The sequence below is a fragment of the Knoellia terrae genome (assembly GCF_048606435.1).
In the GTDB taxonomy this organism is placed as follows: domain Bacteria; phylum Actinomycetota; class Actinomycetes; order Actinomycetales; family Dermatophilaceae; genus Knoellia; species Knoellia terrae.
In genome coordinates this window covers 641,791-664,260 of the sequence record NZ_JBMBWH010000001.1, presented here as the reverse complement: position 1 = coordinate 664,260, position 22,470 = coordinate 641,791, and the positions used below count along the sequence as shown (strand labels likewise).

Sequence of the window (22,470 nt, the reverse complement as noted above, 5' to 3'; positions counted from 1 at the left end):
CCACCCGCCGGCGTCACAGTCCCCGCATCCGCAGCGCCGCCTGGGTGCGGTCACGGACCTGGAGCTTGGTGAGCACGTTCGACACGTGGTTCTGCACGGTCTTGAGGCTGAGGTCGAGCTCCCGGGCGATCTCGGCGTTGGACGAGCCCTGGGCGACGAGAGCCAGCACCTCCGACTCCCGCGGGGTGAGGTCGACGGGCAGGCGGCCGCGATGGGAGCCCGTCCCGCGACCCATGACGGTGCCCCCCAGCGCGACTGCGGAAATGGCGGCAAGCACCTCCTGCTGGCCGGCCTCCTTGAGGAGGTAGCCGCTCGCGCCCACGCGGACCGCCGACGTCACGCTCGCCTGGTCGGCCTGCATGGTGAGGATGAGGATCCGACAGCCGGGCTGCTCCCTCAGGATCTGTCGGGTCGCTTCCAGTCCCGGCAGCCCCGGGAGGTTGAGGTCCATGAGGACCGCGTCCGGGTGGGTGGCGCTCGCCAGCGACACCGCCTCGGCGCCGTCCCCCGCAGCCCCCACCACCTCGATGTCGTCGACCGTGCGCAGCAGGCCCACGAGGCCGTCGCGGAACAGCGGGTGGTCGTCGACCACGAGGACCCGTGTCACGTGCTCGCCCCCTCGCCGAGGGGCAGACGCAGCGAGACGAGTGTGCCGCGCGCCAGCGAGCTGACCTCGACGCGTCCGCCGATCTCGTCCGCGCGCTCACACATGCTGCGCAGCCCGATCCCGAGTCCATGTCGTGCCGGCGCGGACGTGGTCCCTGCGCCGCCCCCGTCGTCACTGACGTCGAGGGACAGCACGTCGCGCGACACGGTGGCCGCCACGCGGCAGCTCGTGGCACCCGCGTGCCGGACCACGTTGGTCAGTGCCTCCTGGGCCACCCGGTAGGCGACCACCTCGACGGCAGCCGGCAGCACGGGCCGCGTTCCCGGCAGGTCGAGCGTGAGGTCCACTCCGGCTGCACCGACGAGCTCGTGCCCGAGCTCCGCGACCGCGACGAAGAGCCCGAGGTCGTCGAGGGCAGGCGGACGGAGCCCGTCGACGATGCGACGCACCTCGGCCACCGTCTCGCGGAGCCCGGACTGGAGCAGGTCGAGCCGGTCGTCCACCGACGCACCAGAGCGCACGAGGTTGCTGATCGTGTCGACCTGGAAGCCCAGCCCGGCAAGCGAGGGCCCGAGCCCGTCGTGGAGGTCGCGCCGCAGCCGACGCCGCTCCTGCTCACGAGCCTCGACCAGGCGCTCCTGCGCCGCGCGCAGGTCCTCGACGAGCCCGGCGGCGTGCACGACGCCACCCACCTGGCGGGCGACGTCGTCGAGGAGCCTGCTCTCGTGCTCCCGCACGCTGCGCCCGCTCCAGTGGAGCATGCCGACATCGGACCCGTATGCCGTGAGCGGCACCGCGTGGGACAGCGCGCCGTTCACCCCACTCGCCGCGAGCACGCGACCCGTGCGATCGACGATCTCGACGTGCTCGAGCCGCAGCCCGTCCACGAGCTCGTCAGTGAGGGCACGCAGCAACGCCGGGCCGTCGGCTGCGTCGGCCAACCGTCGACCGGTCTGCGCGAGCACCTCGGCCGGAGCCGACCATCGCCCGTAGGTGAGCCGGTTCGCCGCCGCCTGGAGGGAGTCCCGGACAGGAGCGAAGGCCACCGCGACGACACCTGCCGCGGCCCAGGGCAACCAGGGCGTGCCGCGGTCCGCGAGCATGGCTCCGACCCCGCCGACGACCAGTGCGTAGATGCAGGCGAGGGCGGCCGAGAGCCCGACGTAGGTGACGGACCGGTTCACGGCGATCGTGATGTCGTAGAGACGCCGCTGGAGGAGGGCGACGGCGACCGCCAGCGGCACCGGCACCATGACCACGGCGAACATCCACGGCTCCACCCACGGGGTCGCGACGAGGGGCATGAGGACCAGCGGCAGCGCGAAGGTCACGGCAAAGATCATCACCTGCTGTCGCTCGAGGTCGTCGCCTCTGCGCCAGCGCCGGACCATGCGCGTCACGGCGACGGCCAGGCAGCCCGAGGCCATGACGAGCGCGCCGATCGCCATGAGGTCCGCGGTCGCCGCCCACGGGCCGCTCAGTCCCACGGGGTTGTCGACACCGGCCAGTCGCTCCTCGAGCGGCATCGGTGCCAGGACCGAGCCCAGGGTGAAGAGCACGATGCACGACGCAGCCAGCCGGGCGGCATACCGCGGCGGTCTGCCGTCCGGGAAGACCAGCGGGAGGACCACCACGAGCAGGAGCCAGCCGACGCCTCGCACCGCCGTGCCGGCCACTCCGGTGAGGGCCATCGCCTCGTCGACGACCGTGGCGCGCAACGGGACCGCCACCAGCGCCTCCCCCAACCCCCAGGCCACTGCTCCCAGGAGAATGAGCCGGCCCACCGGGTGGCCGGGCCTGGCCAGCTCGATGACGGCCCCCACCGCGGCATACGTCGCGATGACGAGGACGATCGCCGCGTCGTCGAACGCGTCCCGGCCGGCTGTGGCGAACAGGGGTGGGACCAGGGCGCACGCCACGGCGAGGGCAGCCAGGACCAGCGTCAGGGCCACCCTCACCGTTCGCATGACTCACCTCGCCTCAAGGGTGCCCGACGAGGACGGTGCCCGGCGTCGATCCGGCGGATTCGGTGGCGGCGCTCCCGCCACGCAGCAGCTGCACGGCCACGCCGACGAACCACACGAGCCAGACCATCGTGCCGATGTCCTGCCAGCCGACCGACGTCAACGGGGGTGAGACGAGCAGGGCCGCGGCGGTGAGCACCCCGAAGCCGCCGACCCACCTCGTGTGGATGCGGTCGGCGATGGCTGCCAGCGCGACGCCGGCCGTGGCGCCCGCGAGCAGGAACGCGCTGAGGAAGTGGGCGAAGAGCCGGATGTTGTTGATCGCGAAGGCGGTGTCGGTGTCCAACCCGTTCTGGGCGCCGTACATCGCGGCGGCGCCCGCCGGGAAGCCCACGGCGAAGACGACGGCGACGTAGGCCAGGCCGCAGGCGAGCCCGGTCTGCGCCGCCCAGCGACCCGCCTCGGTTCGCGAGCCGAAGCAGCGAGCCAGCATGACGAGCACGGGGACGAGCAGCACGAAGCCGAAGCCCTCGAGCAGACCTCCGGAGAAGGAACGGGTGAGGTTGCCCTGGACGTAGGATTCCTCGATGCCGCCGGCACCGTCGGCGAACAGCGGTCCCTGCTGAAGGGCAAGCCCCACGAAGATGAGCACGACGTGAACGAGCGCGAGGGCGCCGGCGATGCGCCGGAGCCGTACGGGGATGTGTGACATGGCGGACTCCTCGGGTGGCGCGACCTTCGGGTGGTCGCGGTGTCCTTCGAGGATGGAGCCGGCGGGTCCGTGGGAGATCGGGCTCCTTCCCGGGTGGACCGGGAACTTCTCCCGGTCCCGGGTCAGCCGCGGGTGAGCATGACGATGCCGAGACACATCTCGTCGGTCGTGCCCTCGCCCCAGGCGACGTAGCGCTCACGCAGGTCCTTGAAGGCCGGCAGCACGTCGCGCAGCCCCTGGTCGTGCGTGCACGTCACGGTCAGCGTGTCGCCCTTCGTGACCGCTGCCGGCTTCGGGAGCGGCACCGCGCCCTGGTCGTCGAAGTCCCAGACGGGGATGTCGAGGACACGTCGGGCCCGGGGCGTGCCCTTGTTGACGTCGACCGTGATCGAGGTGCCGAGCAGGTGCATGTGGCCGGCGACGGCGCGGATCTGGCCGGCCGCCCTGACCGGGCGCGTGCACGACTGCGTCGGACCCGGCGTGACCTCGCCGCACAGCAGGTGGATGAGGTCGGCGGTGGCCACCTGCTCCCCGAAGCGGGCCCGGATGTCGGCGACCGCCGGGGTGCGCGCGCACAGCTCCCCCGGGGTGCCCTTGCGGCAGGGCAGCTCGACGGGTGCGGGGAGCAGCATCGTCTCGAGCGGAGTCTTGGTGCCGGCACTGGCCGGGCTGAGGCGCAGCCGGGCCGAGCTCTGGTCCGCGCCGCCGCCGGCAAGCAGGTTGTAGTGCATCTGGATGACGACGCGGGACCCCTTGGCGAGGGGGATGCCGATGTCCTCGGCCATGACCCGCTCTCCGCCACCCGGCGCCCACGCACCGACCCACTCGGCGTTGTTGAGCTGTGCTCCGGGTCCGCTGTCGACGCCGGAACCACCGAAGCAGGTCCAGCCCTCGCCCTCGTCCCCCGCATCGGCCGCCTCGGCCGCCCCGACGTCCTCCGGGTCGACCTTGAAGAGGATGACGTGGTGGACGGCGGCCGGGTTGTCGGGCTCGACCTTGATGCCGCTGACGATCATGTCCTCGGCGAACGCCGGGTCCACGAGGAAGCAGCGGTAGTCGTCGGTGCCGGTGCCGAAGGGCGCCTTGGGGGTGTACTTCGCCGGGAGGGTCAGCTCCTGGAAGGTCTCGCCGGCGCGCAGGGCCACCTCGGGCGGCTCGGGCCTGGACGTCGCCCCCGAACGTGCCTCGGACGACGAGGGTGACGCGGCGTGCGTTCTCCCGTGCGAGTCCTCGCCCCGCAGGTTGTCGGGCAGGGCGCCGCCGCAGGCCGAGAGCGTCAGGGCGGCGACGAGGCCCGCCGCAGCGGTGCGAATGCGCATCACCCCACAGTAGACGCTGCCCCGAGGAGGGTCAGGAGGTCGCGGCAGCGAGCTGACCGCAGGCTCCGTCGATGTCCGAGCCGCGGGTGTCCCGCACCGTCGTCGGGATGCCGTGCGCGCGCAGTCGCTCGACGAACTGCTGCTCGACGCCGCGCCGGGAGGCCGTCCACTTGGAGCCGGGAGTCGGGTTGAGCGGGATGGGGTTGACGTGGACCCAGCCCTTGCCGCGTGCGGTGAGCTTGTCGCCGAGGAGGTCGGCGCGCCACGCCTGGTCGTTGATGTCACGGATGAGCGCGTACTCGATGCTCACCCGGCGGCCGGTCACCTCGAAGTAGCGGTATGCGGCGTCGAGCGCCTCGTCGACCTTCCAGCGGGTGTTGATCGGGACGAGCTCGTCACGCAGCTCGTCGTCCGGCGCGTGGAGCGAGAGCGCGAGCGTGACCGGGATGCCCTCGGCTGCGAGCTTGTCGATGCCGGGGACGAGCCCGACCGTCGACATCGTGATCCCGCGGGCAGACATGCCGAGCCCGTCGGGCGTCGGGTCGGTCATGCGGCGGATGGCCCCGATCGCCGCCTTGTAGTTGGCCAGTGCCTCGCCCATGCCCATGAAGACGACGTTGCTCACCCGCTGGGGACCGAGCGAAGGGGCGGCGTCCTCGCTGCGCTCGCTGTCCTCGCCGGTCTGGTCGGTCTCGTCCCCCAGCCCGGCCTCGGCCGGGTGGGTCGCCCCGATGGCGGGCAGCGCGCCGTGACGGAGCTTGCGGTTGGCGTCGACGACCTGCTCGACGATCTCCGCCGCCGACATGTTGCGCGTCAGCCCGGCCTGGCCGGTGGCGCAGAACGGGCAGTTCATCCCGCAGCCGGCCTGGCTGGAGATGCAGATCGTGACCCGGCTCGGGTAGCGCATGAGCACCGACTCGACGAGCGCACCGTCGTGGAGGCGCCACACCGACTTCAGCGTCGCACCCCGATCGGCCTCGAGGGTGCGGATCGGGGTGAGGAGCTGCGGCAGGAGGTCGGCGACGAGGTCGTCGCGCACCGCCTTGGGCAGGTCGGTCATGGCCTCGGGCGACTCGACGAGGCGCTCGAAGTAGTGCGTGGACAGCTGCTTGGCACGGAAGCCCTTGTGGCCCAGCTCCTCGACGGCTGCCTTGCGCTCCGCCGGGCTGAGGTCCGCGAGGTGGCGGGGCGGCTTGCCGCGGCGGGGCGCCTGGAAGGTCAGCTGGCCCGGCACGGGCCGGCCGACGGTGGGCTCGGGCAGGTCGGCGGGGGTCACGGGGCCGCCCAGAGGAGCAGCGCCCAGACGACCGGGACGCAGAGGACGAGGGAGTCGAGCCGGTCCATGAGGCCTCCGTGGCCGGGGAGCAGCGTCCCCATGTCCTTGATGCCGAGGTCGCGCTTGATGCTCGACTCGATGAGGTCGCCGATCGTGGCCGCGGCGGCGACGACGAGGCCGATGACCGCTCCGTGCCACCACGTCCCGTCGAGCAGGAGCACGAGGGCCACGGCGCCGGTGACGGCACAGGTGACGGCCGACCCGGCGAAGCCCTCCCACGACTTCTTGGGCGAGAGCGAGGGCGCCATCGGGTGCTTCCCGAGGAAGACGCCGAACGCGTAGCCGCCGATGTCGGAGGCCACCGTGACGAGGACGAAGTAGACGATGCGCAGGTGGCCGTCGTCGGCGGCGAGGAGCAGCGCGGCGAAGCCGCCGAGGAAGCACGGGTAGAGCGCGATGAAGAGGGCACCGGCGATGTCGCGGATGGCGCCGTCGAGGCCGTCGGCGACGCGCCAGACGAGCACCCCGACGCAGGTCAGCCCGAACGTGAGGACCAGCGCCTCCGGTCCGCGGAAGTACGCCGAGAGCAGCATCGACACCGCGCCGATGAGGACCGGGACGAACGGGGCGTCGATGCCGACCTGGCGCACCGCGCGCCGCAGCTCCCACGCCCCGAGGCAGATGGCCACGACGAGGATGGGGAGGAACAGCTCGCGCCGGAAGGCCAGCGAGACGATGATGAGAGCCGCCAGCCCCACGCCGACGCCGATCGCGGCCGGCAGGTTGCGTCCTGCCCTGGGCCGCGACCGCTGCGCCGGAGGGGCTGCCGGTTCCTCTGTCGTGGGGAAGTCGCTCATCACGGGGACGTCCACCCGAGGTCGGGTCAGACCTCGAGCAGCTCGCTCTCCTTGCTCTTGAGCACCTCGTCGATGGTGTCGACGTACTTCTTCGTCGTGGACTCGAGGTCCTTCTCCGCGCGGGAGCCCTCGTCCTCGCCGACGTCGCCGTCCTTGACGAGCTTCTCGATGGACTCCTTGGCCTGGCGGCGGATGTTGCGGATCGCCACCTTGGCGTCCTCGCCCTGGCTGCGCGCCATCTTGATGTACTCCTTGCGGCGCTCCTCGGTGAGCTGCGGCAGGACGCACCGGATGATGTTGCCGTCGTTGGACGGGTTGACGCCCAGGTCGGCGTCACGCAGCGCCTTCTCGATGTTGTTCATCGCGCCCTTGTCGAACGGGGAGATGAGGATCGTGCGCGCCTCGGGCGTCTGGAACGACGCGAGCTGCTGCAGCGGCGTCGGGGCGCCGTAGTAGTCGACGACGACCTTGTTGAACATGCCGGGGTGGGCGCGGCCGGTGCGGATGCCGGAGAGGTTGTCCTTGGCGACCTCGACGGCCTTCTCCATCTTCTCCTCGGCCTCGAGCATGGTGTCGTCGATCATCTGCGCTGGTCTCCTTCGGTATGCCGCGCCGCTGAAGTGGTGCGGCGAGGTCCAGTCTGTCAAAGAATCGCCCGGGTGCGAGCCACGGGGCGCTCCGCCGAGACGTCGCCGGTCAGGCGGTGACGAGGGTGCCGATGCGCTCGCCTTGGATGGCGCGGGTGATGTTGCCCTCGCCCTCCATGCCGAAGACCATCATCGGGAGGTCGTTCTCCATGCACAGGCTGAACGCGGCGGCGTCGACGACCTTGAGGTTCTGCTGCAGGGCGTGGGCGTAGGTCACGGTCTCGAGCTTGCGGGCGTCCGGGTTGGTGCGGGGGTCGGAGTCGTAGACGCCGTCCACACCGCTCTTCGACATGAGGACCATGTCGCACTTGCACTCGAGCGCGCGCTGGGCGCTGACGGTGTCGGTGGAGAAGTACGGCATACCGGCTCCGGCACCGAAGATCACCGCACGCCCCTTCTCGAGGTGGCGGATCGCGCGACGCGGGATGTAGGGCTCGGCGACCTGACCCATGGTGATGGCGGTCTGCACGCGGGTGTCGATTCCCTCCTTCTCCAGGAAGTCCTGGAGCGCCAGGCAGTTCATGACCGTGCCGAGCATCCCGATGTAGTCGGCACGCGTGCGCTCCATGCCCTTCTGCTGCAGCTCCGCGCCGCGGAAGAAGTTGCCACCACCGACGACGATGGCCACCTGGGTCCCGGTCCGGATGGCGGCGGCGATCTGGGCGGCGATGCCGCGGACGACCTCGGGGTCGACGCCGATGCGGCCGCCGCCGAAGACCTCGCCGCTGAGCTTGAGGAGGACCCGTCGCGGGCGCCCCTCGATCGTCGTCGCCGGAGCGGGCTGGGTCTGGGTCGGGGTCCGGACGTCAGTGGTCACCGTGCCTCCTCGGCAGTGTCTGCTGGCGGTGCCCCGAATCCTCGCACACCGCACGAGGTCCGACACTGCACAGGCGCCCTGGCGTAGCGTCGCGGTCCATGGAACCGCGCGCGACCCCGTTGGAGCGGGGCAACCGCTCCGCCTCCGGGATCGTCACCGCCCTCCTCGTTCGTGCGCTGCCCTGGGTGCTGTGCGCCTCGCTGCTCGCGGTCACCCTCGTCACCCACGGGACCACGGTCGGCGACCTCCTGCGGTATGCCGTGTACCTCGCGGTCGGCGTCGCCCTTCCCGGGACCCTGCTCGTGCTGCTCCTCCTTCCGGGCAGGCGACCGCCGCTGGAGCACCTCGCGCTGGGAACGGTCCTGGGACTGGCGACCCAGCTCCCCGTGATCATGCTCCTCGTGCTCGCCGGCCACCCGGCGTGGTTGCGCGCCTGGCCGGCCGCGGTGGTGCTCGTCGTGCTCCTCGTCCCGCCCCTGCGACGTCGCTGCCGAACGGCTGCCACGACCGTGGACTGGTCCCAGCGGGCCCCGGTCTGGTGGCACTGGGGGGTCGCCACGTCGGTCGCGCTGCTGGGCGCGAAGGTGCTGCGCTCCTTCCTCAGCGCCCCGGTGCCACCGGATGACGGCGTGTACTACGTGGACCTCCCGTGGCACCTCGCCCTGGTCCACGCCGTCACCCGGGGAGCCCCGCTCGAGGTGCCACAGGTGGCGGGGACCGTGGTGGAGTACCACTGGTTCGCCGACGGCGACATGGCCGCGGCGAGCGTGATGTCCGGGGTTCCCGAGGCCGTCGTCCTGCTGCGGCTCTGGCCGTTGGTGATGGTCGTCCTCGGCATGCTCCTCGTGGTCCGGCTCGCCCGCGTGCTGTCCGGGGGCTGGGGCGCCGGCCTCGTGGCGGCCTGGGTCTTCACGGTGTCCGGCGGGCTACGGCTCCCCCCGGCGGCGTTCCCCGAGAGCCCCATCGTTCCGTTCAGCCCCAGCCACGTCTACGTCGTGGTCATGGCCGTGGGTGCCATGATCCTCGTCGTCCACGGGCTGCGCGGCGCCAGCCTGCATCTCGGTGGCTGGCTGGTCCTCGTGCTGCTCCTGGCAGCTGCGGGCGGGGGGAAGCCGGCGGCCCTGCCGACGATCGCCTGCGGGGCCGCCCTCACCGCCGGAGCGGGTCTCGTCCTCCGTCGGCTCAGGCCCCATGTCCGGCCGGCGCTGAAGGTCCTGCTGGCCTGTGCCGCCCTCCTGCCGGTGACCGCCACCCTGTTCTCCGGCAGCGACAGCCAGAGCAGCGTCCACCCGTTGGCCTTCATGACGTGGCACGAGTTGTACCGCGAGATCCACCGGAGGACGGGTGACCCGCTGGACCGCTCGGTCCTCGACGCCATCGACTCCCTCGGTCCCCGCGTGCTGTCCCAGCTCGTCCTCATGCTGCTGCTCGGCCTGGTCCTCACCCATCTGGGCCTTGCCCTCGGCGCCGCGAGCTTCGTCCACGAGAAAGTGCGACGCGACCCGGTGGCGTGGTTCGTCGCCGGAGCCCTCGGCTCGTCCTTCGCGGCGTACGCGCTCGTGTCGCACCAGGCCTACAGCCAGGTGTACTTCGTCCGGCTCGCCCTGGCCTACGGGGCCGCTGTCCTCGCGTGGGTGCTGGTGGGGGCCGCGCGGCGGGCCCGTGCCGAGCGCTCCGCGCGCGTCCTGCTGGTCGTCGCAGGGGCCCTGCTGGGGGCGCTCCTGGCCAGGGCCACCGAAGGGGCTGTTCCCGTCCTCGACCGTTCCGAACGCGCCAGCATCGAGGCGTGGCGCTCGGCGTACCTCCTCTCCTGCGCCGTCTTCGTCGGCGGCCTGGGCGTCGTGGCGCTGCTGTTCCACCTCGCCTCCCGGCGGCGTCCGGCCCTTCGCGGCTCGGCCGCAGCGGTGGTGGCGGGCGCAGTCGTCCTCGGCGCGCCGGCATACGCGGTCCGCGACACCGCCTTCCAGCACGCGGTCTACGCCGTCAACGGCACTCGGGTGGCTCCCGTGCAGCAGCCGCGCACCGCGAACGACATCCCGCTCCCGAGTGGCGGAGCCGCGGCCATGCACTGGCTCAACCTCAACACCCCGCGCGACGCGGTCGTCGCGACCAACCGCCACTGCTCACGAGGCACGCCGGACTCCGGCTGTGTCTCCAACCTCTACATGGTCAGTGGCCTGGGTGGACGCCAGACCGTGCTGGAGTCGTGGGCCTACGTCAGTGTCTCGGGCGGCCCGACCGGCAACAACCCCTACCCGGAGCTGCTCGCCGCCAACGACGCCCTGTTCACCGACCCCTCGCCGGAGGGGTTCGCCCGGATGAAGCGGGTGCACGGTCTCGGCTGGCTCGTGGCGGACAGCACCGCCACGCCGATCTCCCCCCGTCTCGCGGCGTTCGCCACCCCGCGGTTCAGCGCCGGGACGGTGACGGTCTACGAGGTGAGGTAGCCCGTCGGCCGTCGTGGGCCCGGGCGCCTGAGAGGCAGACTGGGACCGTGACCCAGACCTCCACGCCGCCGCCCGCCCCGTCCGGACCGGTGACCGTCGCCATCACCCGGCGGGTGCGTCCCGAGGACGAGCTCCTCATGCGCGCGTGGGCCGACGCCGGCACCCAGATGGCCAGCCACTTCCCGGGGTTCCTCGGGTCGGGATGGGTGCGACCCTCCACCGGGTCCAGCGACTGGCACATGCTCTACCGCTTCGACGGAGCCGAGTCGCTGGCGGCGTGGCAGGGGTCGAGCGAGCGCAACCGGTGGCTCACCGCGGGCAGCAACCTCGTCGAGGACACCCGGGTCGAGCACCGAACCGGCATCGAGGGCTGGTTCGACGAGCCCGCCGAGCAGGTCGTCGACGACCTCACGGCTGCCGCCGCTCCCCCGGCCCCGCCCCGGTGGAAGCAGATGGTCGTCATCTGGCTCGCCTTCTTCCCGACCAGCCTGGCGCTGAGCTACCTGTTCGCGCCCTTCTCCGAGTCCTGGCCGCCGTGGGCGCGGGTGCTGCTCTCGACGGTCGTCGCGACGCCGCTGATGACCTACCTCGTCCTCCCGAGGGTGACGAGGCTGTTCCAGCCCTGGCTCACCCGCACCCGCGACTGACCCCGGACGCAGGTATGCCGCCCGCTCTCGTGAGCAGACGGCATACCGGACGTGCGTGGTTCAGCGGCTGAGGTCAGCCACCGACGCGGAAGCGCGCGAAGGACGTCGCCGTGGCGCCGGCCTCCTCGAGGACCTTGGCGACGGTCTTCTTGGGCTCCTTGGCGAACGGCTGCTCGAGCAGGACGTTCTCCTTGAAGTAGCCGTTGACGCGACCCTCGACGATCTTGGGGAGCGCACCCTCGGGCTTGCCCTCCTCCTTCGCGGTGGCCTCGGCGACCCGACGCTCGTTCTCGACCGTCTCGGCGTCGACCTCGTCACGCGTGAGCACGGTCGGGCTGAACGCGGCGACGTGCATCGCGACGTCACGAGCGACCTGCTCGTCGCCACCCTCGGTCGCCACGAGGACACCGATCTGCGCGGGCAGGTCGGGGCTCGTCTTGTGGAGGTAGGCCGCGACGTTCGGACCCTCGACGCGGGCGACCCGCTTGACCTCGATCTTCTCGCCGATGGTCGCGTTGGCGCCGTCGAGGAGGTCCTTGACGGTGGTGCCGTCGGCCAGCGTGCTCGCGAGGAGCTCGTCGGCCGAGGCCGCCTTGGTCTCGACGGCCTGCGCGAAGACCTGGTCGGCGAGGGCGATGAACGTGGAGCCCTTGGCGACGAAGTCGGTCTCGCAGAGGACCTCGACGAGCGTGCCGGCGCCATCCTCGGCCCGGGCGATGACCAGGCCGTTGGAGGTCGTGCGACCCTCGCGCTTGGTCACGCCCTTCTGGCCCTTGACCCGGAGGATCTCGGTGGCCTTGGCCTGGTCGCCGTCGGCCTCGTCGAGGGCCTTCTTGACGTCGAGCATGCCGGCACCCGTGGACTCACGGAGCGCCTTGATGTCAGCGGCGGTGTAGTTCGCCATGTGTGTGTGCGCTTCTTCCTGTAACAGAGGGACGGTGAGGAGGTGAGGCGAGGATCAGGCCTGGGCGGCCGGGGCGTCCTCGGTCTCGGCAGCCGGAGCAGCCTCGGTCTCGGCGGGAGTCTCGGCGGCCGGGGCAGCCTCGGTCTCGGTCGCCGGAGCAGCGTCGACGGCGTCCGCGGCAGCGGTCTCGCCGGCCTCCGGGGCCACCGTCTCGGCCGTGGCCGCAGCGGCGTCGGCGTCGCCACCGAGCAGCTCGCGCTCCCACTCGGTCAGGGGCTCCTCGCCCGCACCCTCGGCGTCGGCCGACGCGTTGCCACCGGAACGGGAGATGAGGCCCTCGGCGACGGCGTCCGCGATGACGCGGGTGAGCAGCGTGACGGAGCGGATCGCGTCGTCGTTGCCCGGGATCTTGTAGTCGACCTCGTCGGGGTCGCAGTTGGTGTCGAGGATCGCGATGACCGGGAGGCCGAGCTTGCGCGCCTCGTCGACCGCGAGGTGCTCCTTCTTGGTGTCGACGATCCACACGGCGGACGGGACCTTGGCCATGCCGCGGATGCCACCGAGGGTCTTGTCGAGCTTGTCGCGCTCACGCTTGAGGAGCAGGAGCTCCTTCTTGGTGCGGCCCGAGCCGGCGACGTCGTCGAAGTCGATCTCGTCGAGCTCGACGAGGCGCGTGAGGCGCTTGGAGATCGTCTGGAAGTTCGTGAGCATGCCACCGAGCCAGCGGTGGTTCACGTAGGGCATGCCGACGCGCGTCGCCTGCTCGGCGATGGGCTCCTGGGCCTGCTTCTTCGTGCCGACGAAGAGGATGCTGCCGCCGTGGGCGACGGTCTCGCGGACGAACTCGTACGCGTTGTTGATGTAGGTCACCGACTGCTGCAGGTCGATGATGTAGATCCCGTTGCGCTCGGTCATGATGAAGCGCTTCATCTTCGGGTTCCAGCGACGGGTCTGGTGCCCGAAGTGGACGCCGCTCTCGAGGAGCTGGCGCATGGTGACGACGGCCATGCCGTGTTCTCCTTGTGCGTGGTTTCAGTTGCGTCGGCGGCGCACGGGTCGTGCACTGCCTGCCTGGCGTCTCGACGCATCCCGCCGTGTGCCGTGTGCTCCGGTGGAGCAGGCACAGGGACTGTCGTGGTGCGCCCCGCTTCGTGGCAAGCCAGTCAGCGGTCGTGAGACGCGCGAATTGGGTCCTCGGGCGCACGCATGCGCGAGCACACGAAGACCGCCGGCAATCCTACGCGTGAAGTGCTCCCCCGAGAAATCGCGCCGGGGGTAGCCTCCCTGCTCGTGCCACGCCTCGGGGAGAGAATCGCGCCGGCCCGCCTGGGGCGGCCCTTCCGGTGGCTGATGTCGGCGGCCTGGACCAGCAACATCGGCGACGGCATCGCCCTCGCGGCCGGTCCGCTGCTCGTGGCCTCGCAGACGCGCAACCCCACCCTCGTCGCCCTGGCGGCGCTGCTCCAGCGGCTCCCGTGGCTGCTCCTGGGTCTGTGGGCCGGCGCCGTCGCCGACCGGCTCGACCGCAAGCGGATCGTGCTCGTCGCCAACGTCCTGCGAGTGCTCGTCGTCGTGGTGCTGTGCTCGTTCATCGTCACCGACCACGTCTCCATCGGCGTGGTCCTCGCGACGATGTTCGCCTACGGGGTGTGCGAGGTCTTCGCGGACTCGACGGCCAACACCCTGTTGCCGATGCTCGTGCGGCGTGCGGACCTCCGGACCGGTCAGGTGCGGCTCCAGGCCGGCTTCCTCACGGCGAACCAGCTCGTCGGACCGCCGGTGGGTGCCTTCCTCTTCGCCGCCGGCATGGTCTGGCCGTTCGTCACCCAGGTGCTGCTGCTCGTCCTCGCGCTCGGTCTGGTCAGCCGGATGGAGCTGCCCCGGGGTGGCGTGCGGGGCTCGGTCGAGACGCATGTGCGGGCCGACATCCGCGACGGGCTCCGGTGGGTCCGCCACCACCCGGCGATGCGCACCCTGGCCCTGGTCATCCTCACCTTCAACATCACCTGGGGCGCCGCGTGGTCGGTCCTCGTGCTCTACGCGCTGGACCACCTCGGGATGGGCGAGGTCGGCTTCGGTCTGCTGACGACCGCCAGCGCGGTGGGTGGGGTGCTCGCCACCCTCGGCTTCGACCGGCTGTCGCTGCGGTTCTCGCTGGCGACGCTGATGAAGGCCTGCCTGGCCGCCGAGGTCCTCACCCACCTCGGCCTGGCCTTGGCGCCGACCGGCTGGGTGGCCATCGTCATCATGCTGTTCTTCGGGGCCTACGCCTTCACCTGGGGGACGGTGAGCAACACCGTGCGCCAGCGCGCGGTGCCCACGGCCTACCAGGGGCGGGTCGGCAGCGTCTACCTCACCGGGCTGTTCCTCGGGCTCGTCATCGGCCAGGCGATCGGCGGCCCCATCGCCCAGCAGTGGGGTCTCACCGCCCCCTTCTGGTTCGCCTTCGTCGGGACGGCGGTGATGCTGGCACTGGTGTGGCGGCAGCTGGACTCGATCGCCCACGCCGGCGACGACGACCCCGACCTCCCGCGGGGAGGACCGGAGGGGTCCTGACCCCGGCGGTCCTCCCCACCACCGGGTCAGAGGTGCTTGAGGGCCTCGCGGCGGCTCAGGCCGGAGATGCGGTGGGTGTGCCGGTCGACGAACTCCCTGACCCACACCGGGTCGGTGCGGGCGTGCTGCCGCAGGGCCCACCCGATCGCCTTGCGGACGAAGAACTCGTGGTCGTCGAGGTTCGGTTCGATGACGTCCGCGAGCAGGGCGAGGTCGGTCCGCTCCTCGTGGCGGAGCTGACTGAGAATGGCCGACCGCCTGAGCCAGAGGTTGTCGCTCTCCGCCCAGGCGCGCATCCGCAACCCCTCCCCCTCGGGGTCGACGAGCAGGACGTCGCCCACGACGCTCGACACCTCGTCGACGACGTCCCACCACGCCCCCGTGACGACGAGGTGCTCGACCAGGGGCATGACGTCGGGGTCGTGCCACGAGCGGTAGGTGCGGTGGCGGAGGAGGTCGAGGGCGGCATACCTCTCCTCGCGGAACTGCGCCTCGTCCCAGAGTCGGCGGACGGCGCTCTCCCACTCCCCTCGGGACGTGAGCCGCCTCGCGGGGTCGGCGAGCAGCGGGCGCACGAGCGCGCGGCGCACGGGCGAGGTGAGCCCGAGGAACGGCATCGTGCTCTTCATGTAGCCCTGCTGCCCCACGGCCCTCACCGGGTCCGCCTCCGAGCGCAGGGCGACGCGCACCGCCTCGACGAGGTCCTCCGAGCTCCCGGCCATGACGACGAGACTAGGCCCGGAGCCCCGCGCGTAGCCTGCGACCATGGCGTTCCCACTGGTGCAGCGGATGCAGGGCTTCGGGTCGACGATCTTCGCCGAGATGACCGGCCTGGCGATCGAGCACGGCGCCCTCAACCTCGGGCAGGGCTTCCCCGACACCGACGGACCGCAGGAGATCCTCGACGCGGCGAAGGCGGCGATCGACGGTGGCCGCAACCAGTACCCGCCCGGCGCGGGGGTTCCCGAGCTGCTCGACGCCGTCGCCGCCCACCAGAGGCGCTTCTACGGGATCGACCTCGACCCCCGCCGGGAGGTCCTCGTGACCGTGGGTGCGACGGAGGCGATCGCCGCGACGGTCCTCGCGCTGTGCGAGCCGGGTGACGAGGTGGTGACCTTCGAGCCCTACTACGACTCGTATGCCGCGTCGATCGCGCTGGCCGGTGCCGTCCGCCGCACGTCGGTCCTGCGTTTCCCCGACTTCGCGGTGGACGAGGAGTCGCTGCGGGCGGCGTTCTCGTCGCGCACGAAACTGGTGCTGCTCAACACGCCGCACAACCCGACCGGCAAGGTCTTCACGCGTGACGAGCTCGAGCTCATCTGCCGGCTCGCGCAGGAGCACGACGCCTGGGTGGTCACCGACGAGGTCTACGAGCACCTCGTCTTCGACGGGCTGGCGCACGTGCCGGTCTCGACGCTGCCCGGGATGGCGGAGCGGACGCTGACGATCTCGTCGGCGGGCAAGACCTTCTCGCTGACCGGCTGGAAGGTCGGCTGGGTCACCGGCCCGGCGGAGGCGGTCTCGGCGGTGCGGACGGTCAAGCAGTTCCTCACCTACGTCGGGTCCGGACCGTTCCAGCCGGCGGTCGCGCTCGGGCTGGGTCTCGGAGACGAGGTGTATGCCGGTCTCACCCGGTCGATGCAGGGCAAGCGTGACCTGATGGTCGGCGCGCTGCGCGACCTCGGGCTGCCGGTGGCGGTGCCCGGCGGAACGTACTTCGTCGTCGCCGACGTCGCGGCGCTGGGCGCCACGGACGCCCTGCAGTTCTGCCGTGACCTGCCGGGCCGGGCAGGTGTCGCGGCGGTGCCCGTCTCGGTCTTCCACGACGACGACGACGCCGCGCGCACGCTGGTGCGGTTCGCGTTCTGCAAGCAGGACGAGGTGCTGCGCGAGGCCGCTGACCGGCTGTCGGCGCTGCGGGCCTGACCTGTCCACAGGCGGCGCCGGAGTCGTCGGCCGTCCCCACATCCTGCCGCGTCCCTGGCGACGGATGACCGTGCCGCGCACGATCGAGGGATGGACCTGCGAGGAGCGATCCGCCGAGCCGTCGTCACGCTGGGTGCGACCGGCAGCCTCCTGCCGGGCGTGGCAGCACCACCGGCGGAGGTCGCGCGCCCGGCGTCGGATCCCCCGCCGCTCTCGTGGGCCGCCGGATCGCGGGTCGACCGGGACGGGCGAGGCTCGTGGTCGTGGCCCCTCTCTCCGCGCCCCGTGGTGCTCCGACCCTTCCTCCCCCCTCGGTCGACCTACGGTCCGGGTCATCGCGGGATCGACCTCCATGCCCGCCAGGGCCAGTCCGTCCTCGCCGTCGACTCCGGGAGGGTGAGCCACGTCGGCGTCATCGCGGGGCGGGGGACGGTGAGCGTCACCCACGCCTCGGGCCTGCGCAGCACCTACGAACCGGTGCGCGCGCACGTGAGCACGGGCGCGGTCGTCGCCGACGGCGACGTGCTGGGTGAGGTGTCGGGACAGTCGCACTGTGGCGGGGCGTGCCTGCACCTGGGAGCCCTGCGAGACCGGTCCTACGTCGACCCACGGCCTCTGCTCGGTGGAGGGCCGGTGATCCTGCTGCCGCTGGGTCGGTCCGGCTGATCGGTGTGTGGGGGCGGCTCAGCCGGCGGAGGGCCACGGGTTGGGCCGGCAGCCGTCCAGTCCCTTGGACTGCTGGAGCATGAGGGGGGCGATCGCGCCGGCACGGGGGCACTCGACGTGGCCGTGGTAGAGCCCGTGTCCGATCTCGTGGTTGACCATGTACTGGCGGTATGCCGCGAGGTCCGTGCCGTATCCCGGCACCCCCTCCGTCCACCGCCGCGCGTTGAGCACCACCTTGCGGAGGTTGAAGCACGAGACCTTGCCGCGGGTCCTGAGGGGCGCACACAGCCGGTCGGTGAGTGCCGGGCTGGCGAGGACGATGGTGATGTCCACGTCGCCGGCGGCCAGCGCCTCCGGCGAGACCACCCGGAAGCGCACCTTGTCGACGGCCTGCCAGCCGCGGGCGTCGCCGAGGGTGGCCGAGATGATCGTGGCGGCCTCCGCGGCGTCGACGCCGGCTCCGCGTTCCACCTGGAACCCGACGCGGACGGTGCGCCGGGGGTTGACCGTCGGAGCCGCGACGGCGGGCAGTGCGACGGCATCCACCCGACCGGTGCCCGAAGCCGGGACCACGGTGGAGCCCGGGGCAGGAGTCACCGTCGCGCTCTCGTCGACCTCCTCGGCCGCGGGCGTCGGGTCGGACTCCACACGCGCCAGGGCGGCAGGCGCGATGTCGGCGGTGGCTCGCGCCGGGGACGTCGACTCTGCGCCGGGCCACACGGCCCACAGGACGAGGGCGAGGAGAGTGCCCACGGCGAGCGCCGCGACCAGTCGCCGGCGGGCGAACGTGGTGGCTGAGGTGCGGCGGCGCTCTGGCGGCGGCCCGGTGGGACGGCGAGGACTGCGGGCAGCAGGACGGCTCAGCCGCTGCGGCCCGCCGGTCCGGCGCATCTCGGAGCGCCGAGGGCCCGGGGCCTCGTCCTCGCGGACCGGCGAGGCCGACGAGCTCACCCAGTCGGGCACGTCGGTGTCCTCAGGCACGGGGGTGTGCCTGGGCGTAGGACGCGGCGAGCCGCTCGATCGAGACATGGGTGTAGATCTGCGTGGTCGCCAGCGACGAGTGACCCAACAGCTCCTGGACCATGCGCAGGTCGGCGCCGCCCTCGAGCAGGTGGGTCGCGGCGCTGTGGCGAAGTCCGTGGGGACCGACGTCGGGCGCATCCGGCAGGTGGCTGAGCATCTCGTGCACGAGGCTGCGCACCTGGCGCGGGTCGACCCGCCGACCGCGCCGACCCAGGAAGAGCGCAGGGCCGCTTCCCTCCGCCGCCAGTCGGGGACGGCCTCGCTCCAGCCACGCGGTCAGGGCGACGGCAGCAGGCCGTCCGAACGGCACCCGCCGCTCCTTGTCGCCCTTGCCGATGACGCGAAGGACAGCGCTCGTGAAGTCGACGTCGTCGACGTCGAGGCCGGTCAGCTCGCCGACCCGGACCCCCGTCGCGTAGAGCAGCTCGAGGATCGCCCGGTCCCGCAGGTGCACGGGGTCGTCGTCGTCGGCAGCGACCGCGGCGACGTCGAGCAGGTCGGCGGCGTCGTCCCGGGCCAGCACCGGGGGCAGGGTCCGGTGCCGCTTCGGGGCGACCAGGCGCAGGGACGGATCCGGGTCCACGTGCCCCTGCCGGGTGGCCCACCCGAAGAAGGTTCTCAGGGAGGCGGACCGTCGGGCGATCGTCGACCGGGCGGCGCCGGCAGCGGCGAGGACCCCGAGCCACCCCCGCAGGTCGGCCAGCCCCACGGCACCGAACGGGACCTCGCGAGACGGGGGCACGGTGACCCCCGGTGGCACCCCTGCGGAGCCCTTGCGCCGGTCGGCGCTCTCCCCGTCGAGGTGGGTCAGGAAGTCGCGCAGGTCACCCAGGTAGGCCCGGACGGTGTGAGGTGAACGCCCACGCTCGGCACGCAGATGACGCTCGTAGGCGTCGATCACGGCCTGCCGGGTGGCACTCACACCACGCACCGTCTCATCCGGTCGACACGGGATCAACCACCTGCGCGGCGGGTCTTCACCGTCGGCACCTTGCGCCACCGGTCACCGTCGCGCTGGACCAGTCCCTGCACGGCCAGCTGTCCGAGCACCCCGAGCAGCGTCGCCGAGTCGAGGGCGGTGAGCAGCTGCATGCGGCCCAGGTCGGCCCCGTCCCGCACCGGGACCGCGGACCACACGGTCCGGGCGACGGGGTCCAGACCCGAGTCCGCCGTCTCGGGCGCTCGGACCCGGCCGACCGCATCGACGCCCAGCCGTCCCATCAGGTCGAGCACCTCGGCGGTGTCGGTGACCAGGGTCGCATCGGTCTCACGCAGCAGCTGGTGGCAGCCGGCGGACTGCACCGACGTGACGGGACCCGGGACGGCGGCCACGTGGCGGTTGAGCCCCCGCGCCACCCGGGCGGTGTTGAGCGAGCCGGACCGCAGTCCCGCCTCGACGACGACCGTGCCCACGCCCATGGCGGCGATGATCCGGTTGCGCGCGATGAACCGCTGTCGGTAGGGCGCCCAGCCGAGGGGCAGCTCGCTGACGACGGCACCCTGCTCCTGCACTGCCCGCAGCAGGCCCTCGTGGGCCTGCGGGTAGGCCCGGTCCAGCCCCCGGGCGAGCACGGCCACGGTGGGGCCGCCGCCGGCCAGGGCACCACGGTGGGCGGCGGCGTCGATGCCGAAGGCGGCACCCGAGACCACGGTGACGCCCCGGCCGACCAGGCCCTCGCCGAGGTCCGCGGCGACGTGGAGTCCGTAGGCCGTGGCCGCCCGCGAGCCCACCACGGCGATGCTCCCGTCGAGCACCCCGAGGTCAGCGGAACCCTTGACGTAGAGGCAGATCGGAGGGTCGTCGAGCTGGTCGAGGCCCCCGGGCCACTCGTCGTCGTCCGGCACGACGATGCGCACGTGCAGGCGTTCGAGGGCCCGTCGGGCCTGCGTCACGTCCAGGCTCGCGATGCGCTGGTCGTAACGACCGTCCGTGGCGAGGTCGCCGCGCAGGAGCCGCTCGAGCGCCTCGGAAGCGCCGTGCTCGCTGATCCACTGACGCGCCGACACGGTCTCGGGCTCGACGACGTGGCTCCACGCCAAGCGGGCCCACCGGTCCTGCGTGAGCGCCCCGCCGCCGGGAACCTCGGAGAACGACCGCCGGCTCATGCGGCCGCCCTTCCCTGGCTGCGCATCGTGTAGGCGAGGCCGACGTCCTCGGACGTCGGCACGCTCCGTCCGAACAGGTCGGCCGACGACCAGGCGAGGCGAAGCGTCCGGTCGTAGCCGCGCAGCGTGAGCTGTCCGAGGTCCAGGGCCCGGTCGACCGACGCCGTCACCGCACCCGGCAGCCGCCAGGGTCGACGGCGCAGGACGTGCCCGGGCACTCGGGCGTTGGTGGGCCAGCCGTGCTGGCCCCACCGCTGCCGTTGGGCCCCGCGCGCAGCCAGCACCCGCTCGAGGACCGTGGCGCTCGACTCGCCATGGTCCTCTCCGAACGCCGCGCGGGAGACCGGCGGGACGACGACCTGGATGTCCACCCGGTCGATGAGCGGCCCGGAGAGCTTGGCCTGGTAGCTGCGCAGCTCGACGGCACTGCACGAGCAGTCGACACCCTTCCCCCACGCCCGTCCGCAGGGGCACGGGTTCGTCGCCAGGACGAGCTGGAACCGCGCCGGCAGGCTGACGAGCTGCCGGGCCCGGGCGATCGTCACCTCGCCGGACTCGAGGGGTTGTCGCAGCTGCTGGAGGACCGAGGTCTTGAACTCCCCCGCCTCGTCGAGGAAGAGCACGCCGCAGTGGGCGCGCGAGATGGCCCCGGGCAGCACGACACCCGACCCACCACCGGTGATGGAGGCCATCGACGCGCTGTGGTGGGGGGCGACGAAGGGCGGGGTCAGGTCGAGCTCGCTGGCCCGGATCTCGTCGCCGGTCAGTGACCGGATGGCGTGGGTCTGCAGCGCCTGCTCGCGGGAGAGCGGCGGCAGGATGGTGACGAGCCGCTCGGCGAGCATGGTCTTGCCGACGCCCGGCGGACCGTTCATCAGCAGGTGGTGCTCCCCCGTCGCCGCCAGCTCGACCGCCAGCCTGGCCTCCGGCTGGCCGATGACGTCGGCGAGGTCACCGTGGCGCGGCGGTCCGTCGGACCCACCCCGCACCGGCGGCGCGACGGGCAGCGGGTCGACTCCCCCGCGGACGGCATACCAGTGGACGAGCGTCGCGAGGTCCGGCGCGCTGTGCACGGTGAGCCCGTCGACGAGCTGCGCCTCGGCGAGGTTGTCCGGTGGGACGACGACGTGCCGGACTCCCGAGCGCGCCGCGGCGAGCACCGCGGGCAGGATGCCGCGCACCCCCCGCACGGACCCGTCGAGCCCGAGCTCCCCGAGGTGCACCACGTGCGAGATGCGCCTCGGGTCGACCACCCCGGCGGCACCGAGGACGGCGAGGGCGATGGCGACGTCGAACCCGGTGCCCTGCTTGGGGATGGACGCCGGCGAGAGGTTGACCGTGATGCGCTGCGGTGGGAGCGGGAAGCCGCTCGTCGCGGCGGCGGAGCGCACCCGGTCGGGCGCCTGGCCGCACGCCTTGTCGGGCAGCCCGGTGATGCTGAAGTGAGGCAGCTGGGCCGAGATGTGCGCCTCCACGTCGACGATCCGGCCCTCGAGGCCGCTCAGCGAGACGCACAGGGTGCGCCCGAGCTTGGCGCTCACGCGCCCACCGCCACGACGTGGCGGAGCACCGGTCGTCGACCACGCGGGGCGAGGACGCCGATGACGTCGATCCGCACGTCCGGGACGCTTCCGGTGCGGGTCCGCAGGTACACCGCGGCGAGACGACGCAGGCGCCGCGCCTTCTCCCAGGTCACCGCCTCGAGCGGGTCACCGGTCCCCGTGCCGCGGCGGGTCTTGACCTCGCAGATCACGAGGCAGTCGCCGTCCAGCGCGACGAGGTCGATCTCGCCCTCGGCGCAGCGCCAGTTGCGCTCGACGATCGTCATGCCGCGGTCGCGCAGGTATCGCGCCGCGAGGTCCTCGCCGTAGCGGCCCAGCGCCTGGTGTCCGTCCATGTCGAGAGCCTCGGACGCGCGGGGCGGCAGCACCACCAGCCGGGTCCGTCGCTGTGGACGGCTCGATCGCGACCGCTCCCCTGTGGACGGCGAGGTGTG

General features: G+C 72.4%; 21 protein-coding genes. 5 read left to right on the top strand and 16 right to left on the bottom strand.

The features are described 5' to 3' along the window. Positions 1 to 13 precede the first annotated feature (13 nt). The 8 genes from ACOJV9_RS03265 to pyrH all read right to left on the bottom strand — a co-directional run bounded on the left by ACOJV9_RS03265 (position 14) and on the right by pyrH (position 8,145). Positions 14 to 607, bottom strand: a complete 594-nt coding sequence (locus ACOJV9_RS03265; protein WP_420183729.1) for a response regulator — start codon at positions 605 to 607, stop codon at positions 14 to 16. Next, complete coding sequence (locus ACOJV9_RS03260) at positions 604 to 2,574, bottom strand: sensor histidine kinase (RefSeq protein ID WP_420183728.1); 1,971 nt, start codon at positions 2,572 to 2,574, stop codon at positions 604 to 606. The genes ACOJV9_RS03265 and ACOJV9_RS03260 overlap by 4 nt, the downstream gene beginning before the upstream one ends. Before the next feature lie 13 nt (positions 2,575 to 2,587). Beyond that, positions 2,588 to 3,283 carry a hypothetical protein gene (locus ACOJV9_RS03255; RefSeq protein ID WP_420183727.1) on the bottom strand — a complete coding sequence of 232 codons (696 nt, stop codon included), beginning with the start codon at positions 3,281 to 3,283 and terminating at the stop codon, positions 2,588 to 2,590. Positions 3,284 to 3,405: 122 nt separating this feature from the next. After that, positions 3,406 to 4,602, bottom strand: a complete 1,197-nt coding sequence (locus ACOJV9_RS03250; protein WP_420183726.1) for a monooxygenase — start codon at positions 4,600 to 4,602, stop codon at positions 3,406 to 3,408. A 31-nt stretch (positions 4,603 to 4,633) separates the two neighbouring features. After that, positions 4,634 to 5,878, bottom strand: coding sequence for a 23S rRNA (adenine(2503)-C(2))-methyltransferase RlmN (gene rlmN, locus ACOJV9_RS03245; RefSeq protein ID WP_420183725.1), 1,245 nt, complete (start codon positions 5,876 to 5,878; stop codon positions 4,634 to 4,636). After that, entirely contained in the window at positions 5,875 to 6,735 is an 861-nt protein-coding gene (locus ACOJV9_RS03240; RefSeq protein WP_420183724.1) for a phosphatidate cytidylyltransferase, read from the bottom strand. Before ACOJV9_RS03240 ends, rlmN begins: the two co-directional genes overlap by 4 nt. Positions 6,736 to 6,761: 26 nt before the next feature. Beyond that, positions 6,762 to 7,319 carry a ribosome recycling factor gene (frr, locus tag ACOJV9_RS03235; RefSeq protein WP_420183723.1) on the bottom strand — a complete coding sequence of 186 codons (558 nt, stop codon included), beginning with the start codon at positions 7,317 to 7,319 and terminating at the stop codon, positions 6,762 to 6,764. 112 nt (positions 7,320 to 7,431) lie between these two features. Continuing rightward, entirely contained in the window at positions 7,432 to 8,145 is a 714-nt protein-coding gene (pyrH, locus tag ACOJV9_RS03230; RefSeq protein WP_420183769.1) for a UMP kinase, read from the bottom strand. Between the two features lie 152 nt (positions 8,146 to 8,297). On the opposite strand from pyrH, the gene ACOJV9_RS03225 reads away from it, so the two are divergent. Beyond that, complete coding sequence (locus ACOJV9_RS03225; protein ID WP_420183722.1) at positions 8,298 to 10,646, top strand: hypothetical protein; 2,349 nt, start codon at positions 8,298 to 8,300, stop codon at positions 10,644 to 10,646. 47 nt (positions 10,647 to 10,693) lie between these two features. Continuing rightward, the gene (locus ACOJV9_RS03220; protein WP_420183721.1) at positions 10,694 to 11,293 is read left to right on the top strand and encodes an antibiotic biosynthesis monooxygenase; all 600 of its coding nucleotides are present in this window, start codon (positions 10,694 to 10,696) and stop codon (positions 11,291 to 11,293) included. Between the two features lie 73 nt (positions 11,294 to 11,366). On the opposite strand, the gene tsf is transcribed toward ACOJV9_RS03220, so the two are convergent. Beyond that, entirely contained in the window at positions 11,367 to 12,197 is an 831-nt protein-coding gene (gene tsf, locus ACOJV9_RS03215; RefSeq protein WP_420183720.1) for a translation elongation factor Ts, read from the bottom strand. A 54-nt stretch (positions 12,198 to 12,251) separates the two neighbouring features. Next, complete coding sequence (gene rpsB / locus ACOJV9_RS03210) at positions 12,252 to 13,205, bottom strand: 30S ribosomal protein S2 (protein WP_420183719.1); 954 nt, start codon at positions 13,203 to 13,205, stop codon at positions 12,252 to 12,254. A 282-nt stretch (positions 13,206 to 13,487) separates the two neighbouring features. On the opposite strand from rpsB, the gene ACOJV9_RS03205 reads away from it, so the two are divergent. Further along, positions 13,488 to 14,753, top strand: a complete 1,266-nt coding sequence (locus ACOJV9_RS03205) for an MFS transporter (protein WP_420183718.1) — start codon at positions 13,488 to 13,490, stop codon at positions 14,751 to 14,753. 26 nt (positions 14,754 to 14,779) lie between these two features. Here the strand turns inward: ACOJV9_RS03205 and ACOJV9_RS03200 are convergent, their stop codons facing one another. Further along, positions 14,780 to 15,475 (bottom strand): DNA alkylation repair protein, encoded by a 696-nt coding sequence (locus ACOJV9_RS03200; protein WP_420183717.1) that lies wholly within the window; start codon positions 15,473 to 15,475, stop codon positions 14,780 to 14,782. A gap of 43 nt (positions 15,476 to 15,518) precedes the next feature. On the opposite strand from ACOJV9_RS03200, the gene ACOJV9_RS03195 reads away from it, so the two are divergent. Next, on the top strand, positions 15,519 to 16,679 hold the full coding sequence (locus ACOJV9_RS03195; protein ID WP_420183716.1) for a pyridoxal phosphate-dependent aminotransferase: 1,161 nt from the start codon (positions 15,519 to 15,521) through the stop codon (positions 16,677 to 16,679). A gap of 90 nt (positions 16,680 to 16,769) precedes the next feature. Continuing rightward, positions 16,770 to 17,345 carry a murein hydrolase activator EnvC family protein gene (locus ACOJV9_RS03190; protein ID WP_420183715.1) on the top strand — a complete coding sequence of 192 codons (576 nt, stop codon included), beginning with the start codon at positions 16,770 to 16,772 and terminating at the stop codon, positions 17,343 to 17,345. A gap of 18 nt (positions 17,346 to 17,363) precedes the next feature. Here ACOJV9_RS03190 and ACOJV9_RS03185 read toward each other — a convergent pair whose 3' ends face one another. The 5 genes from ACOJV9_RS03185 to ACOJV9_RS03165 are packed head-to-tail and all read right to left on the bottom strand — an operon-like array spanning position 17,364 to position 22,371. Continuing rightward, positions 17,364 to 18,326, bottom strand: coding sequence for a DUF3152 domain-containing protein (locus ACOJV9_RS03185; RefSeq protein ID WP_420183714.1), 963 nt, complete (start codon positions 18,324 to 18,326; stop codon positions 17,364 to 17,366). Next, positions 18,319 to 19,290: a tyrosine recombinase XerC gene (locus tag ACOJV9_RS03180; protein ID WP_420183713.1), complete on the bottom strand. Its 972-nt coding sequence runs from the start codon at positions 19,288 to 19,290 to the stop codon at positions 18,319 to 18,321. The genes ACOJV9_RS03185 and ACOJV9_RS03180 overlap by 8 nt, the downstream gene beginning before the upstream one ends. A 32-nt stretch (positions 19,291 to 19,322) precedes the next feature. After that, positions 19,323 to 20,474, bottom strand: coding sequence for a DNA-processing protein DprA (dprA, locus tag ACOJV9_RS03175; protein WP_420183712.1), 1,152 nt, complete (start codon positions 20,472 to 20,474; stop codon positions 19,323 to 19,325). Next, a complete protein-coding gene (locus tag ACOJV9_RS03170; RefSeq protein WP_420183711.1) occupies positions 20,471 to 22,015 on the bottom strand; it encodes a YifB family Mg chelatase-like AAA ATPase in 1,545 nt (514 codons plus the stop codon). The genes dprA and ACOJV9_RS03170 overlap by 4 nt, the downstream gene beginning before the upstream one ends. Further along, positions 22,012 to 22,371, bottom strand: coding sequence for a YraN family protein (locus tag ACOJV9_RS03165; protein WP_420183710.1), 360 nt, complete (start codon positions 22,369 to 22,371; stop codon positions 22,012 to 22,014). The genes ACOJV9_RS03170 and ACOJV9_RS03165 overlap by 4 nt, the downstream gene beginning before the upstream one ends. Positions 22,372 to 22,470: the final 99 nt, after the last annotated feature.

Excerpts from the sequence above, each read along its gene's own strand:
- ACOJV9_RS03260 (WP_420183728.1), bottom strand. The coding sequence starts at position 2,574 with ATGCGAACGGTGAGGGTGGCCCTGACGCTGGTCCTGGCTGCCCTCGCC.
- ACOJV9_RS03255 (WP_420183727.1), bottom strand. The coding sequence starts at position 3,283 with ATGTCACACATCCCCGTACGGCTCCGGCGCATCGCCGGCGCCCTCGCG.
- ACOJV9_RS03250 (WP_420183726.1), bottom strand. The coding sequence starts at position 4,602 with ATGCGCATTCGCACCGCTGCGGCGGGCCTCGTCGCCGCCCTGACGCTC.
- ACOJV9_RS03240 (WP_420183724.1), bottom strand. The coding sequence starts at position 6,735 with ATGAGCGACTTCCCCACGACAGAGGAACCGGCAGCCCCTCCGGCGCAG.
- frr (WP_420183723.1), bottom strand. The coding sequence starts at position 7,319 with ATGATCGACGACACCATGCTCGAGGCCGAGGAGAAGATGGAGAAGGCC.
- ACOJV9_RS03225 (WP_420183722.1), top strand. The coding sequence starts at position 8,298 with ATGGAACCGCGCGCGACCCCGTTGGAGCGGGGCAACCGCTCCGCCTCC.
- tsf (WP_420183720.1), bottom strand. The coding sequence starts at position 12,197 with ATGGCGAACTACACCGCCGCTGACATCAAGGCGCTCCGTGAGTCCACG.
- rpsB (WP_420183719.1), bottom strand. The coding sequence starts at position 13,205 with ATGGCCGTCGTCACCATGCGCCAGCTCCTCGAGAGCGGCGTCCACTTC.
- ACOJV9_RS03200 (WP_420183717.1), bottom strand. The coding sequence starts at position 15,475 with ATGGCCGGGAGCTCGGAGGACCTCGTCGAGGCGGTGCGCGTCGCCCTG.
- ACOJV9_RS03195 (WP_420183716.1), top strand. The coding sequence starts at position 15,519 with ATGGCGTTCCCACTGGTGCAGCGGATGCAGGGCTTCGGGTCGACGATC.
- ACOJV9_RS03190 (WP_420183715.1), top strand. The coding sequence starts at position 16,770 with ATGGACCTGCGAGGAGCGATCCGCCGAGCCGTCGTCACGCTGGGTGCG.
- dprA (WP_420183712.1), bottom strand. The coding sequence starts at position 20,474 with ATGAGCCGGCGGTCGTTCTCCGAGGTTCCCGGCGGCGGGGCGCTCACG.
- ACOJV9_RS03165 (WP_420183710.1), bottom strand. The coding sequence starts at position 22,371 with ATGGACGGACACCAGGCGCTGGGCCGCTACGGCGAGGACCTCGCGGCG.